This is a genomic window from Bombilactobacillus sp. ESL1094 (assembly GCF_058107425.1).
Genome location: NZ_JBYLUM010000001.1, coordinates 549,086 through 562,160, shown reverse-complemented (window position 1 = coordinate 562,160; position 13,075 = coordinate 549,086). Strand labels below are relative to the sequence as shown.

Below are 13,075 nucleotides of genomic sequence, written 5' to 3'. Positions count from 1 at the left end.
AGGAGGTGCGCTTAGCGTGAGTCGTATTGGAAATAAAGTAATTGATCTTCCAGAAGGCGTAACAGTAGCAATTGATAATGATCAAAATGCTATTACTGTTAAGGGACCTAAGGGTGAATTGACTCGTGATATTAGCCCGAAGATTACAGTTACACAAACAGACAATCAATTAAAATTTGAACGTCACAATGAAAGTGACAAAGCTATTCACGGAACAACTAGAGCTAACGTGAATAACATGGTACTCGGTGTTACAGACGGATTCCAAAAGAATTTGGAATTGGTTGGTGTTGGTTATCGTGCTCAAAAGAAGGGTAATGACTTAGTTTTAAATGTTGGTTATTCTAACCCCGTTGAAATGACAACACCTGAAGGTTTAACAATCGATGTTCCGTCAAATACTCAAATCAATGTTAGTGGTATAAGTAAACAAAAAGTTGGTCAATTTGCGGCTGAAATTCGTGATGTTCGTCCACCTGAACCATACAAGGGTAAAGGTATTAAATATGCTGATGAACATATTCGTCGTAAAGAAGGTAAGACTGGTAAATAGTTAACCAGTTTATTCTGAATAATTTATGAGGTGAAAATTGTGATTACTAAACCAGATAAAAACAAGACTCGCGCTAAGCGTCATCGTCGAGTTCGTGCTAAAATCTCTGGTACTGCTGAGCGCCCACGCTTAAACGTTTTTCGTTCCAATAAAAACATCTACGCTCAATTAATTGATGACGTAGCGGGTGTAACGCTAGCAAGTGCCTCAACTTTAGACTCTGAAGTAGCAGCAGCTAACAAAACCGAACAAGCAAGTGCTGTTGGTAAATTAATTGCTGAACGTGCTGTCAAAGCTGGTAAGTCAGATGTTGTCTTTGATCGTGGCGGTTACTTATACCAAGGTCGGGTTCAAGCATTGGCTGAAGCCGCACGTGAAAATGGTTTAAAATTTTAGAAAGGAGGAATAAGATTTATGGCTTTTGTTGATCCATCTCAATTAGAATTAGAAGATCGCTTAGTTTCTATCAATCGGATTACTAAAGTTGTTAAGGGTGGTCGTCGTTTACGGTTTGCTGCAATTGTTGTGGTTGGCGATAAGAATGGTCACGTTGGCTTAGGAACAGGTAAAGCTCAAGAAGTTCCAGAAGCTATTCGTAAGGCTGTTGACGATGCACGTAAAAACTTGGTAGAAGTACCAAAAGTTGGAACAACCATTCCTCATGAAATCATCGGTGAATTTGGCGCTGGTCGAGTTCTCTTGAAGCCAGCTGTTGCTGGTTCTGGAATTGCTGCTGGTGGTTCTGTTCGTGCCGTTATGGAATTGGCTGGTATCGATGATATTACTAGTAAGTCACTGGGTCGTAACACACCAATTAATATGATTCGTGCTACGATGGATGCCCTAAAGAAGTTGAAGACTGCGCAAGAAGTTGCTAATTTACGTGGTATTTCAACTGAAGAATTACAAGGTTAGGAGAGCACACAATGGCTAATAAAATTAAAATTACTTTGAAGCGTAGTGTGGCACATCGGATTCCAGAACAACGTAAAGTTGTTAAAGAATTGGGCCTTGGACGCATTAACAGTTCAGTAATCAAGCCTGATAATGCTGCAATGCGCGGAGCAGTTTTAAAGATTGCTCATTTAGTTGAAGTTGAAGAAGCTTAATCATTAAATTTTAAGGAGGTGCCTTAATCGTGAAGTTACATGAAATACAAACGAGTGCAGGTTCACGTCATACACGCAAGCGTGTAGGTCGCGGAACTTCTTCGGGTTTTGGAAAAACTTCCGGACGCGGACAAAAAGGTCAATTAGCACGTAGTGGTGGTAAGACTCGTCTAGGTTTTGAAGGTGGTCAAATGCCTTTATTCCGGCGGATGCCTAAGCGTGGTTTTAATAATATTAATCGTAAAGAATATGCGGTTGTTAATTTAGATCAATTGAACCAATTTCGTGCTGGTAGTGTTGTAGATGCACAAGCTTTGAAAAAAGCTGGAATCATCAAGAAAGAATTAGCTGGCGTTAAATTATTAGCTAATGGTGAATTAACTAAGAAATTAACCATTAAAGTCAATAAAGTATCTAAAGCTGCTAAAGAAGCGGTTGAAGCAGCAGGTGGTTCAATCGAGGTGATTTAATGCTAGGAACACTTAAGAATGCTCTTAAAGTTAAAGAAATTCGTAAAAAGATTTTTTTCACATTGTTTATTTTGGCAGTGTATCGTTTGGGAGCACAAATTACAGTTCCAGGTATTAACGCTGCAGCAATGGAAAAGGTTGGTTCTACCGGATTAATTCCTTTGCTGGATACAGTTAGTGGCGGTGGTTTATCTAACTATTCGATTTTCTCGTTAGGTGTTTCGCCTTATATTACTGCCCAAATTGTAATTCAGCTGTTGCAAATGGATATTGTTCCTAAGTTTGTTGAATGGAGTAAGCAAGGTGAAGTTGGTCGACGTAAATTAAATCAAGTAACTCGTTATTTGACGATTTTCTTAGCCTTTGTACAATCAGTCGGAATAACCGCTGGTTTTAATGCTTTGAGTTCAATGAAGGGTTTGAAGTTAGTTCCTAAACCTGATTGGCAAACCTTTGTAGTTTTAGGGGTTGTCATGACAGGTGGTTCAATGCTTTTAACTTGGATGGGTGAGCAAATTACTGATAAGGGTATTGGTAATGGTGTTTCCATGATTATCTTTGCTGGTATTGTTGCTCGCTTGCCACACGGAACTTATCAATTAGTAAAGGATAAAATTATTAGTTCGACTGGTTCGGATCTTTGGTTGAACATTTTATTCTTAGTTTTGATTTTAGTTGCTGTTTTGTTAGTAACACAGTTTACAACTTATGTTCAACAAGCTAATCGTAAAGTGCCGATTCAATATACTCGGCGAGCAATTAGTGGTGGTTCTGAAAGTTATTTACCATTGAAAGTGAATGTAGCGGGAGTTATCCCAGTTATTTTTGCTAGTTCACTAATTGTTACTCCGTCGACGATTTTGATGGCCTTTCAAAATTCTCATGGCGGTGATACTTGGTATCAAGTCTTACAAAATATTTTTAGCTTACAAACAACAACCGGTTCTATTGTGTATACTGTATTAATTGTTCTATTTACTTTCTTCTACGCCTTTGTTCAGGTTAACCCTGAAAAATTAGCGGAGAACTTGCAAAAGCAAGGAGCTTATATTCCGGGTATTTGGCCAGGAAATGCGACAATTAAATATATTTCTGGTTTATTAATGCGTCTATCAACTGTTGGTTCTGTCTTTTTAGGTTTAATTGCTTTACTACCTCAGTTAGCAACTAATTTGTTTGGCCTACCACAATCGATTGGTTTAGGTGGAACAAGTTTGTTAATTGTTGTTGGGGTAGCGATTGAAGCTAATCGGCAATTAGAAGGATTGTTGATGAAGCGTGAATATGTTGGTTTTATTCGTTAAAAGCTTGGAGGAAGTTTGATGAATTTAATGTTAATGGGTTTACCAGGGGCTGGTAAAGGAACACAAGCTGAAAAAATTGTTGATCAATATCATGTCATTCATATTTCAACTGGTGATATGTTTCGTGAGGCTATGGCTCAAGAAACACCAGTGGGTTTGAAAGCTAAGTCTTTTATTGATCAGGGAAATTTAGTTCCTGATAGTGTTACTAATGAAATTGTTAAGGAACGTTTAGCTCAAAGTGATGTCTTTCAAGCTGGTTATATGCTAGACGGTTTTCCAAGAAATTTGGATCAAGCGAAGGCTTTAGATCAGATTGATGATGAATTAAGCTTAAAACTGGATGCCGTGATTGATATTGATGTGCCAACTGATTTGTTGGTTGATCGTTTATCAGGACGCTTTATCTGCCGGGATTGTGGTTCCACTTATCATAAGTTATATAATCCACCGAAAGTTGATGGAACTTGTGACCGTTGTGGTGGTCATGATTTTTATCAGCGTGATGATGATAAGCCTGAAACGGTTAAAAATCGTTTGGATGTTAATATTAAAATGAATACACCGTTAATTGATTATTATCAAAATGCAGGTATCTTGCATAAAGTTAATGGTGCGCAAGAAATTGATCAAGTTTTTGCAGAAATTGATCAAGTTTTAAAACAGATTAATTAATTGGTGGCAATCACTTCATTTATATGGTACACTAAGCGCGTGTATCGTCTAGTGAGTGCCAAGCTCTCACTATTTTTGTGTTTAAAAGAAACGAGGAGGATACTTTTTTGGCTAAAGATGACGTAATCGAAGTTGAAGGAACTATTTCCGATACTTTGCCAAATGCAATGTTCAAAGTTAAGTTGGAAAATGGTGCTACTGTGTTGGCTCATGTTTCTGGTAAAATTCGGATGCATTATATTCGGATTTTACCTGGTGATAAAGTTACGGTTGAACTTTCACCTTATGATTTAACTAAGGGGCGTATTACCTATCGTTTCCGGTAAATAGTGTGAGTCAAAGTTGTCCGTCAGTTCAGATGGGAGGATTTAGTTTATGAAAGTTAGACCATCAGTGAAACCAATGTGTGAGCATTGTAAAGTGATTAAGCGGAAGGGTCGCGTCATGATTATTTGTTCTGCTGACCCAAAGCATAAACAAAGACAAGGTTAAAAAGGAGGTTAACAACATATGGCACGTATTGCAGGTATTGACTTACCACGTGATAAACGTATTGTTGTCGCATTAACCTACATCTATGGGATCGGTAATACAACCGCTCAAAAGGTGTTGGCTGCTGCCGGTGTTTCTGAAGATATCAGAACACGTGATTTGACTCCTGAACAAGAGGAAAAAATCCGTGCGCAAGTAGATGGCATTAAGGTTGAAGGTGACTTACGTCGTGAAGTCAGCATGAACATTAAACGTCTACAAGAAATTGGTTCTTATCGTGGTATGCGTCATCGTCGTGGTTTGCCCGTTCGTGGTCAAAACACGAAAAATAATGCTCGGACTCGTAAGGGCAAAAAGATGGCTATTGCTGGCAAGAAAAAATAATAATAAAGGAGGTAATGATTAATGGCAAACAAGAAAGCAAAGACTTCACGTAAGCGTCGTGTAAAGAAAAATATTGAATCTGGTGTAGCACATATCCATTCAACATTTAATAATACGATCGTGATGATTACCGATACTCATGGTAATGCTGTTTCTTGGTCTTCTGCAGGTGCATTAGGATTTAAGGGTAGTCGTAAATCAACACCATTTGCTGCGCAAATGGCTGGTGAAGCTGCTGCTAAAGAATCCATGGAACATGGTATGAAATCAGTTGAAGTAGCTGTTAAAGGTCCTGGTTCTGGTCGTGAAGCTGCGATTCGCTCATTACAGACTACCGGTCTAGAAGTGACTGCAATTCGTGATGTCACACCAGTTCCTCACAACGGTTCACGTCCACCAAAACGCCGTCGTGTTTAGTTTTGACCCAAGCATTAGTGTTAAACTTTTGTTGTTAAACAGTGTTGTGAAAGGGGCAAAACATAAATAATGATTGAATTTGAAAAACCTGTTATCACAAAAATTGATGAAACAGATAATTACGGTAAATATGTAATTGAGCCATTGGAACGCGGTTATGGGACTACATTAGGTAATTCTTTACGGCGAGTTTTATTGGCTTCTTTACCAGGAACAGCAGTTTCTGACATTCAAATTGATGGAGTTTTACATGAATTTTCAACAATTGATGGTGTCTTAGAAGATGTAACTGAGATTGTTTTAAATATCAAAAAATTGTCTTTAAAATTACATTCCGACGAGAAAAAAGTTGAAATTAATGTTGAAGGCCCCAAACAAGTTACGGCTGCTGACATTGAAACGGATGCTGATTTAGAAATTTTGGATCCTGATCAATATATCTGTACCGTAGCTGAAGGTGGACAGTTGCACATGCAATTGTCTGTTAAAACTGGTCGCGGTTATATTCCGGCAGATCAAAATAAAACTGATGAAACACCAATTGGCGTTTTACCTGTGGATTCGATTTTTACCCCTGTTTCTCGGGTTAATTATCAAGTAGAGCATACTCGTGTGGGTAAGCGGAATGATTTTGATAAGTTAACTTTGGATATTTGGACTAATGGTTCAATTGGTCCGCGGGAATCAATTAGCTTAGCTGCTAAAGTTTTGACAGAGCACTTGAGCGTTTTTGTTGAATTAACCGATGAAGCTAAAGACGCTGAGATGATGGTTGAAAAGGAAGAAACTCGTAAAGAGAAGAAACTTGAAATGACCATCGAAGAACTTGATCTTTCAGTTCGTTCATACAATTGTTTGAAGCGGGCGGGGATTAATACTGTCCAAGAATTAACCGATAAATCTGAATCAGATATGATGAAAGTGCGCAATTTAGGGCGTAAGTCTCTAGAAGAAGTTAAAGAGAAGTTGGCCAATTTAGGATTGTCACTGCGTCTAGATGATTAAGATGAAAAGGAGGTAAACAGATGAGTTATCGTAAATTAGGTCGAGCATCAGATAAACGTAAGGCAATGTTACGTGATTTAACAACAGATTTGTTTATTAACGAACATATTGTTACTACTGAAGCACGCGCTAAGGAAGTTAGAAAAACAGCTGAAAAGATGATTACGTTAGCTAAACGTGGCGATTTACATTCTCGGCGTTTGGCAGCTAGTTATTTGCGTAACGAAGTAGCAAGTATTACTGAAGAAGAAGATGCAGTAGTTATTCAATCAACTTTGCAAAAATTATTTAGTGATATTGCTCCACGTTATCAAGATCGTCAAGGCGGCTATACTCGTATTTTAAAGACTGCCCCTCGTCGTGGTGATGCAGCACCCATGGCAATTATTGAATTAGTTTAATTTATAGATTTTTTTAAATAGCTATTTAAATGATCATTCTTTCGATTAGTAGTGAGCGTAATGATGTTGGTGAAAGCTAAGTCTAGCTCTAATGCTTTAGCGCTACTTTTCGGGAATGATTTTTTTGTGGTTTTGATTATATTTAAGAAAGTCTATGGTATGATATTGATTAAAAGCACTATTGAGATGAGGTGACAGCATGGAAAATATTATTCAATTAGACCATGTCACGTACACTTATGAAGAAGCAGTAACACCAGCATTGGATCAGGTTAGTTTACAAGTTAAACCCAAGCAATGGGTCGCTATTATTGGTCGTAATGGTAGTGGTAAAAGTACCTTGGCCCGAATTTTAAATGGATTATTACAACCACAATCAGGACAAGTTAAGGTTGCTGGGCAAGTATTATCCGATGAAACACTTTGGACGATTCGGGAACAGTTGAGGATTATTTTTCAAAATCCAGATCATCAGTTTGTGGGTGCTACTGTTGAAGATGATGTCGCTTTTGGCCTAGAGAATCAGGGGATGCCCCGAGAACAGATGGTCCAACGAGTGGCTTGGGCTTTAGAGCGTGTACAAATGACAGATTATGCGCAAAAGTCGCCACAGTTACTGTCTGGTGGGCAAAAGCAACGAGTTGCAATTGCTGGTATTATTGCATTAAAACCTAAAATTATTGTGATGGATGAGGCCACGAGTATGTTGGATCCGCAAGGTCGTCGCGATATTATTCAATTAATTAAAGCTTTACAACAAGAATTAGGCATGACGGTTTTATCAATTACCCATGATCTAACAGAAATCGTTCAAGCAGATCAGGTAGTGGTTTTAAAAGCGGGGCATGTTTTAAAAACAGGTGCTGTGAAAGATATTTTTCAAAATCCGCGACAACTAACCGATTTTGGTTTGCAACCACCGTTTACGCAAAGTTTGCAATTATTATTACAGGAACAAAAAATTGCAATTGATAATCAATATTTAACAAAGCAGGAATTGGTTGAAAAATTATGGCAATTACATTTGAACAGGTAACACATACTTATCAAGCTGATGGACCATTAGCGTATACTGGCTTAAAGGACGTCAGCTTTGAAATTGCTGATGGCAGTTTTACCTCGATTATTGGTCAGACTGGCAGTGGAAAGTCAACTTTAGTGCAGCATATGAATGCGCTCTTAAAGCCGACCAGTGGCACGGTAACAATTGGTCAGCACAAAATTACTGCAGAGACAAAAAATAAGCATTTAAAGCCGTTGCGTCAGCAAGTAGGGATGGTTTTTCAATTTCCAGAACAGCAATTATTTGCAGAAACGATCCAAGAAGATATTAGTTTTGGTCCGAAAAACTTTGGTGTAGATGCGAGTGAAGCTAATAACTTAGCTTTAAAAATGTTAGATTTGGTTGGCTTACCACAAAGTTTAGCTGATAAGTCACCCTTTGATTTATCTGGTGGGCAAATGCGGCGGGTGGCCATTGCGGGTGTTTTAGCATCGCAGCCACAAGTATTGATTTTGGATGAACCAACAGCAGGTTTAGATCCCCAAGGACATCAGGAATTAATGCAGTTATTTGCCCAATTGAATCAAACTGGTACTACGATTGTGTTGATTTCTCATCAAATGGAAGATGTGGCATTATACAGTGACCAAGTTTTAGTGATGGACCATGCACAATTGGTTCGTGCTGCTAGTCCACAAGTGATTTTTAATGATCAAGAATTTTTAACTCAGCATCATTTGTTACAACCAGAAAGTACGCAATTTGCACAAAAGTTGCTACAAAGAGGCTTTAAATTTGCATCATTGCCGATTACGATGCCAGAGCTAGTCGCACAGTTAGTTCCACAATTGAGAGGAGAGAACGATGGGTAAAATCATTATTGGGCGTTATTTACCTGGCAATTCATTCATTCATCAGTTGGATCCGCGAGCTAAATTTACGGCCACTTTTTTATTTGTTATTATTGTTTTTTTAGCTAATAATTGGTTAACCTACGCCACTTTGTTGGCATTTGTTATTGGGGCGGTTTATTTGTCGCAAATCTCGCTGAGTTTCTTTTTGCGTGGTATTCGCCCGATGTTAATTCTTATTTTATTTACGGTTGCTTTGCAAGTCTTTTTGACACCTGGGGGGCATCCTTTTTGGCACTGGGGCTTTTTATCATTATCAAGTTTGAGTTTGACTAATGGAGCATACATTTTTTTTCGCTTTATTTTAATTATTTTCATTTCAACTTTATTAACAATTACCACTACTCCGTTACAAATGTCTGACGCGATTGAATCATTATTAAAACCGTTGCGATATGTTCATTTTCCGGTTGACGAAGTAGCTTTGATGTTGTCAATTGCTTTACAATTTATTCCTTTGTTATCTGATGAAACTACTAAGATTATGAATGCTCAGCGGGCGCGGGGCGTGGACTTTGGCGAAGGAAATATTATTAAACAAATCAAAGCGATTGTTCCGATTTTAATTCCGTTATTTGTTAGTAGTTTTAATATTGCTTATGACTTGTCAGTGGCGATGGAATCACGGGGCTATCAAGGTAGTGCTGGTAGAAGTAAATATCGTCAGTTGCACTGGCAAAAAAAAGATACCATCATGTTAATGACATTTGGATTACTGACAATTTTACTTTTAATTTTACGGAGTTATTAAATGACGACTTATAAAATGACTGTGGCGTATGATGGCACTAAATATCATGGCTTTCAAAAACAGCCACAATTAGCAACAATTCAAGGTACTATTGAACAGGCCTTAGCTAAGATGACGAAGGGTCAATTAGTTGAAATAATTGGTTCGGGACGCACGGATGCAGGAGTGCACGCTTTAGGACAAGTTATTTCGTTTAATTACCCGGGAAATATTCCAGCGGAGCAAATGTTAAAGGCGTTAAATAGTCTCATGCCGCTAGATATCCTCTTTACAAATTCCCAAATTGTCCCGGAAAATTTTAATGCCCGTTTTGATACGGTTAGTAAGATATATGAATATCGGGTGGCTTTGGGGCGTTATACGGATCCTTTTTTACGATTATATACGGGTCATTACCCTTATCCGCTGGAAGTTTCACGCTTACAGATAGCGCTACAAGATATTGTTGGTGTTCATGATTTTACTAGCTTTGCTGCCAGTGGTGGCGTTATTAAAAATAAAGTACGCGAAATTTATCAAGCCCAGCTCGATTTAAGTGACTATCCACGACAATTGAAATTTATTTTTCACGGTAATGGTTTTTTGTATAATATGGTGCGCATTATGGTCGCAACACTTTTGGAAATTGGTAACGGTCGGCGTGATGTGCACGATTTTTTGCGATTATATGAAGTCAAAGATCGACAACAGGCCCGGGTAACAGCGCCTGCTAGTGGTTTATTTTTAAAGCAAGTGTTCTATTAAGTTAAAACGTGAGTGTTGAAAACAACAGTGACTTATCATTGACTTCAATAAAATTAACGATTATACTGATAAATGGTATTGTTTACCCCACGATGAGCCCCGGAAACTTATTGAGTGTGTGAACAAACACAGATATTGGAGGAAAACAAATGCGTACAACACCATTAGCTAAACCAAGCGAAGTTGAACGTAAATGGTATCTGATTGATGCAACTGATGTCGTCTTAGGTCGTTTATCATCAGCTGTCGCTACAATTTTACGTGGCAAGAATAAACCAACATTTACCCCGAACGTTGATACTGGTGATAATGTAATTATTATTAACGCCGACAAAGTGAAGTTGACCGGCAAGAAAGCTACTAAGAAGATGTACTATCATCATAGTAATCATCCTGGTGGGTTGAAGACTACTTCTGCAGGTAAAATGTTGGCTGAAAAGCCTGAACGGTTGATTGAAACTTCAGTTCGCGGCATGTTGCCAAAGAATTCCCTTGGTCGTCAACAATTTAAGAAGCTTTATGTCTATGCAGGTTCAGAACATAAACATGCAGCTCAACAACCTGAAGTTTTAGATGTTAATAAGTTGATTTAAGGAGGAGAATAATTTGGCACAAGTATCTTATGCTGGAACTGGACGTCGTAAAGACTCAGTTGCTCGTGTACGCTTGGTCCCTGGTAAGGGTCAAGTAACAATTAATAAACGTGCTGCAGAAGATTACATTCCTTCTGCAAGTTTGATCAAAGATTTAAAACAACCATTGGATATCACTGAAACTGCTGATAGTTATGATGTCTTGGTTAATGTTCATGGAGGCGGTTTTTCTGGTCAAGCTGGTGCAATCCGTCATGGAATTGCGCGGGCTTTATTGGAAGTAGATCCTGATTTTCGGGCACCTTTGAAACGTGCAGGCATGTTAACTCGTGATCCACGAATGAAAGAACGTAAGAAGCCAGGTTTGAAGAAGGCTCGTAAGGCTTCACAATTTTCCAAACGTTAAGATATTTCTACTAACACTTTCGATTACGAAAGTGTTTTTTATTTGTTCAATTAAATATTAGGTAGCTAGTTGCTAGTTTTAATAGCTATTGATTAGTTGAGTTTCAGTGAGCATTAAAAGAACACCTAAAGTAGAATTATGCCAATAAAAAAGAAGTATATTATCATCTTTCCATAAAGACAAAAGATCAATCTTATTTTACTTAGATAATTAGACACAAAAAGGCCCCCGAAGTTGTGCTAACTTCGGGAGCCACATTATAAATTCAACCATTTATCAGTATGATCAATTTGAAATTGCTGTTGTGTTATAACTTAAACGGTTGCGTTGTAGCAATAGGCTGTTTAGTTTTTAAGTTCATAAAGAACATGGAAATTTGATCCTTAGTGTTATTCACGGAATAAAGCATTGCTGCTTGGGCTTTTTGACCGGCAGCCACTGCTTGTTGAGCGGTATTCAAACGATCTTTCATATCTTGGTTATCACCGATATCGTTATTAGCATTTAAAATTTGATTGTCCTGTTTTAATTGCAAATCTTGACTAACAATATCTGCTGGTTTCAAATCTTGTTTAGAATTATTAGTAATTGTGTATTCAATATATAAAGCTGGTTTATTATTAGCGTCAGAAATCAATTTAACGCCGTCAGCCGAATTATTCAGCTCTAATGTAAAATCATCAGTCTCATATTTCATATTGTCATAGGAACCCGGATTTTTCCATTGGCGTTCATTAGCTTCACTATGTTGGACATCTTTGGCTGCAGTATCTTTCTTTAAAGCGGGCGTGACTTTCGTAGTCTTCGGGTGCTTCTTTAACGGTAGTTGCTTAGAAGTTGTCTGTTCACTTTTAGGATGATCAGTGGTTTTCGGTGCTTGTTTAGTCGGATGTAAAAGTAAGAAAACTAGTAAGATTGCAGCTACTACAATAATGAGCACTGCAATAATCCAAAAAATTGGTTGTTTATACCAAGCCTTATTATGTTTGCCATGATTATTGCTATCATTACTTGGTTGGGGATTAGTCGGTGGCATTTGATAATTTGGTGTTTGATTATGCGGATAATCCGGTTTGGGGGGGAGATTAGTGTTTAAAGGAGCTTTTGGTTGTTCAGAAAAATTAGGCGCCACAGGCTCAGGTGCTCTGGGAGCGCTGGGTTGTTGTGGCACGGGATTGTTATTAGTTAAATTGTTGTTTTGATTGGTTTTAAATTGATGTTTCGATCTTTGTTTCGGCATATACATCAGCCTCCTCTACAACATCTTATACAATCTGGCCCTCAAATTAAACTATTCTGATGAAAACTCAACTAAATCTTAAAAAATAAACGTTTGGTAAGGAAAAATTTTTTTCAATTAGGCGCCAATAATCAGAAAAATACAGCAAGCCCCTTGAATTTTTGAACCAAAAATGATATAACATTCTGGTTGCTAAAAGAGTGAGGGTTCTGATGGAGGAATGATTATGTTTGTTTTCAATCGTCAGGTATGTGATTACGAAGTAGTTTGTGTGTTTAATACAGTTAATGGTGAGCGCGTGGTTGCTAAAAGAGTTTGTCATAATGTATCACGGCGGGAAGCTATTCAACGAATGAAAAATTGGGTACAAACGAATTATTCTGACAATCTGGACGTCCACCAACCCATTAAGGTTAATGTGAAAGTTAATCATTAATTACAGTTTTGACAACTGAATTTAGTCATTGGGTACCAACTAGTCTAACTTCTTCAGACCAAATTTCTGATTTTTGAAGTAAAAAGTTTAAAGTAATTTACCGAGAGCGGTATTGAGCAATTAAAATTATGTAGTCAAGATTGAAGCAATAGTTAGCGTCAATCTTTTTTTGTACATTGGA

At 37.8% G+C, this 13,075-nt stretch carries 21 protein-coding genes; 20 read left to right on the top strand and 1 reads right to left on the bottom strand.

All coding sequences use genetic code 11. The features are described 5' to 3' along the window. Window positions 1-16 precede the first annotated feature (16 nt). The 19 genes from rplF (at window position 17) to rpsI (ending at window position 11,218) form a co-directional block, all read left to right on the top strand. Complete coding sequence (gene rplF, locus AC3B5S_RS02970; RefSeq protein ID WP_489757152.1) at window positions 17-553, top strand: 50S ribosomal protein L6; 537 nt, start codon at window positions 17-19, stop codon at window positions 551-553. Between the two features lie 30 nt (window positions 554-583). Then, entirely contained in the window at window positions 584-949 is a 366-nt protein-coding gene (gene rplR, locus AC3B5S_RS02965) for a 50S ribosomal protein L18 (RefSeq protein ID WP_489757153.1), read from the top strand. An 18-nt stretch (window positions 950-967) separates the two neighbouring features. Beyond that, on the top strand, window positions 968-1,468 hold the full coding sequence (gene rpsE, locus AC3B5S_RS02960) for a 30S ribosomal protein S5 (RefSeq protein ID WP_489757154.1): 501 nt from the start codon (window positions 968-970) through the stop codon (window positions 1,466-1,468). 11 nt (window positions 1,469-1,479) lie between these two features. Beyond that, window positions 1,480-1,662, top strand: coding sequence for a 50S ribosomal protein L30 (gene rpmD, locus AC3B5S_RS02955; RefSeq protein ID WP_489757155.1), 183 nt, complete (start codon window positions 1,480-1,482; stop codon window positions 1,660-1,662). Window positions 1,663-1,691: 29 nt separating this feature from the next. Continuing rightward, window positions 1,692-2,132 carry a 50S ribosomal protein L15 gene (rplO, locus tag AC3B5S_RS02950; RefSeq protein ID WP_489757156.1) on the top strand — a complete coding sequence of 147 codons (441 nt, stop codon included), beginning with the start codon at window positions 1,692-1,694 and terminating at the stop codon, window positions 2,130-2,132. Then, window positions 2,132-3,436 carry a preprotein translocase subunit SecY gene (gene secY, locus AC3B5S_RS02945; protein WP_489757157.1) on the top strand — a complete coding sequence of 435 codons (1,305 nt, stop codon included), beginning with the start codon at window positions 2,132-2,134 and terminating at the stop codon, window positions 3,434-3,436. Before rplO ends, secY begins: the two co-directional genes overlap by 1 nt. Before the next feature lie 18 nt (window positions 3,437-3,454). Continuing rightward, complete coding sequence (locus AC3B5S_RS02940; RefSeq protein WP_489790052.1) at window positions 3,455-4,111, top strand: adenylate kinase; 657 nt, start codon at window positions 3,455-3,457, stop codon at window positions 4,109-4,111. A 107-nt stretch (window positions 4,112-4,218) separates the two neighbouring features. Beyond that, window positions 4,219-4,437, top strand: coding sequence for a translation initiation factor IF-1 (gene infA, locus AC3B5S_RS02935; protein WP_489757159.1), 219 nt, complete (start codon window positions 4,219-4,221; stop codon window positions 4,435-4,437). Between the two features lie 49 nt (window positions 4,438-4,486). Then, entirely contained in the window at window positions 4,487-4,603 is a 117-nt protein-coding gene (gene rpmJ, locus AC3B5S_RS02930) for a 50S ribosomal protein L36 (RefSeq protein ID WP_045922249.1), read from the top strand. 18 nt (window positions 4,604-4,621) lie between these two features. Continuing rightward, window positions 4,622-4,987 (top strand): 30S ribosomal protein S13, encoded by a 366-nt coding sequence (gene rpsM, locus AC3B5S_RS02925; protein ID WP_489757160.1) that lies wholly within the window; start codon window positions 4,622-4,624, stop codon window positions 4,985-4,987. Window positions 4,988-5,008: 21 nt separating this feature from the next. Next, window positions 5,009-5,404, top strand: a complete 396-nt coding sequence (gene rpsK / locus AC3B5S_RS02920) for a 30S ribosomal protein S11 (RefSeq protein ID WP_489755290.1) — start codon at window positions 5,009-5,011, stop codon at window positions 5,402-5,404. A 69-nt stretch (window positions 5,405-5,473) separates the two neighbouring features. Beyond that, a complete protein-coding gene (locus AC3B5S_RS02915; protein ID WP_489757161.1) occupies window positions 5,474-6,409 on the top strand; it encodes a DNA-directed RNA polymerase subunit alpha in 936 nt (311 codons plus the stop codon). A 20-nt stretch (window positions 6,410-6,429) separates the two neighbouring features. After that, a complete protein-coding gene (gene rplQ / locus AC3B5S_RS02910) occupies window positions 6,430-6,810 on the top strand; it encodes a 50S ribosomal protein L17 (RefSeq protein WP_489769202.1) in 381 nt (126 codons plus the stop codon). A 199-nt stretch (window positions 6,811-7,009) separates the two neighbouring features. Then, on the top strand, window positions 7,010-7,846 hold the full coding sequence (locus AC3B5S_RS02905; RefSeq protein WP_489774762.1) for an energy-coupling factor ABC transporter ATP-binding protein: 837 nt from the start codon (window positions 7,010-7,012) through the stop codon (window positions 7,844-7,846). After that, entirely contained in the window at window positions 7,822-8,685 is an 864-nt protein-coding gene (locus AC3B5S_RS02900; protein WP_489757164.1) for an energy-coupling factor transporter ATPase, read from the top strand. The genes AC3B5S_RS02905 and AC3B5S_RS02900 overlap by 25 nt, the downstream gene beginning before the upstream one ends. Then, the gene (locus AC3B5S_RS02895; protein WP_489774763.1) at window positions 8,678-9,475 is read left to right on the top strand and encodes an energy-coupling factor transporter transmembrane component T family protein; all 798 of its coding nucleotides are present in this window, start codon (window positions 8,678-8,680) and stop codon (window positions 9,473-9,475) included. The genes AC3B5S_RS02900 and AC3B5S_RS02895 overlap by 8 nt, the downstream gene beginning before the upstream one ends. Continuing rightward, window positions 9,476-10,219, top strand: coding sequence for a tRNA pseudouridine(38-40) synthase TruA (gene truA / locus AC3B5S_RS02890; protein ID WP_489769199.1), 744 nt, complete (start codon window positions 9,476-9,478; stop codon window positions 10,217-10,219). It abuts the gene before it with no gap. Window positions 10,220-10,368: 149 nt separating this feature from the next. Then, a complete protein-coding gene (gene rplM, locus AC3B5S_RS02885) occupies window positions 10,369-10,812 on the top strand; it encodes a 50S ribosomal protein L13 (protein ID WP_489757167.1) in 444 nt (147 codons plus the stop codon). Between the two features lie 13 nt (window positions 10,813-10,825). Then, window positions 10,826-11,218, top strand: coding sequence for a 30S ribosomal protein S9 (gene rpsI / locus AC3B5S_RS02880; protein ID WP_489757168.1), 393 nt, complete (start codon window positions 10,826-10,828; stop codon window positions 11,216-11,218). 307 nt (window positions 11,219-11,525) lie between these two features. On the opposite strand, the gene AC3B5S_RS02875 is transcribed toward rpsI, so the two are convergent. After that, window positions 11,526-12,458: a DUF5067 domain-containing protein gene (locus AC3B5S_RS02875; protein WP_489769198.1), complete on the bottom strand. Its 933-nt coding sequence runs from the start codon at window positions 12,456-12,458 to the stop codon at window positions 11,526-11,528. 226 nt (window positions 12,459-12,684) lie between these two features. Between AC3B5S_RS02875 and AC3B5S_RS02870 the strand changes: the two genes are divergently transcribed. After that, window positions 12,685-12,894 (top strand): hypothetical protein, encoded by a 210-nt coding sequence (locus tag AC3B5S_RS02870; protein WP_489757170.1) that lies wholly within the window; start codon window positions 12,685-12,687, stop codon window positions 12,892-12,894. The last annotated feature ends 181 nt before the right edge of the window (window positions 12,895-13,075 follow it).

Excerpts from the sequence above, each read along its gene's own strand:
- rpsE (WP_489757154.1), top strand. The coding sequence starts at position 968 with ATGGCTTTTGTTGATCCATCTCAATTAGAATTAGAAGATCGCTTAGTT.
- rpmD (WP_489757155.1), top strand. The coding sequence starts at position 1,480 with ATGGCTAATAAAATTAAAATTACTTTGAAGCGTAGTGTGGCACATCGG.
- secY (WP_489757157.1), top strand. The coding sequence starts at position 2,132 with ATGCTAGGAACACTTAAGAATGCTCTTAAAGTTAAAGAAATTCGTAAA.
- AC3B5S_RS02940 (WP_489790052.1), top strand. The coding sequence starts at position 3,455 with ATGAATTTAATGTTAATGGGTTTACCAGGGGCTGGTAAAGGAACACAA.
- rpmJ (WP_045922249.1), top strand. The coding sequence starts at position 4,487 with ATGAAAGTTAGACCATCAGTGAAACCAATGTGTGAGCATTGTAAAGTG.
- rpsM (WP_489757160.1), top strand. The coding sequence starts at position 4,622 with ATGGCACGTATTGCAGGTATTGACTTACCACGTGATAAACGTATTGTT.
- rpsK (WP_489755290.1), top strand. The coding sequence starts at position 5,009 with ATGGCAAACAAGAAAGCAAAGACTTCACGTAAGCGTCGTGTAAAGAAA.
- AC3B5S_RS02915 (WP_489757161.1), top strand. The coding sequence starts at position 5,474 with ATGATTGAATTTGAAAAACCTGTTATCACAAAAATTGATGAAACAGAT.
- rplQ (WP_489769202.1), top strand. The coding sequence starts at position 6,430 with ATGAGTTATCGTAAATTAGGTCGAGCATCAGATAAACGTAAGGCAATG.
- AC3B5S_RS02905 (WP_489774762.1), top strand. The coding sequence starts at position 7,010 with ATGGAAAATATTATTCAATTAGACCATGTCACGTACACTTATGAAGAA.
- AC3B5S_RS02900 (WP_489757164.1), top strand. The coding sequence starts at position 7,822 with ATGGCAATTACATTTGAACAGGTAACACATACTTATCAAGCTGATGGA.
- AC3B5S_RS02895 (WP_489774763.1), top strand. The coding sequence starts at position 8,678 with ATGGGTAAAATCATTATTGGGCGTTATTTACCTGGCAATTCATTCATT.
- truA (WP_489769199.1), top strand. The coding sequence starts at position 9,476 with ATGACGACTTATAAAATGACTGTGGCGTATGATGGCACTAAATATCAT.
- rplM (WP_489757167.1), top strand. The coding sequence starts at position 10,369 with ATGCGTACAACACCATTAGCTAAACCAAGCGAAGTTGAACGTAAATGG.
- AC3B5S_RS02875 (WP_489769198.1), bottom strand. The coding sequence starts at position 12,458 with ATGCCGAAACAAAGATCGAAACATCAATTTAAAACCAATCAAAACAAC.
- AC3B5S_RS02870 (WP_489757170.1), top strand. The coding sequence starts at position 12,685 with ATGTTTGTTTTCAATCGTCAGGTATGTGATTACGAAGTAGTTTGTGTG.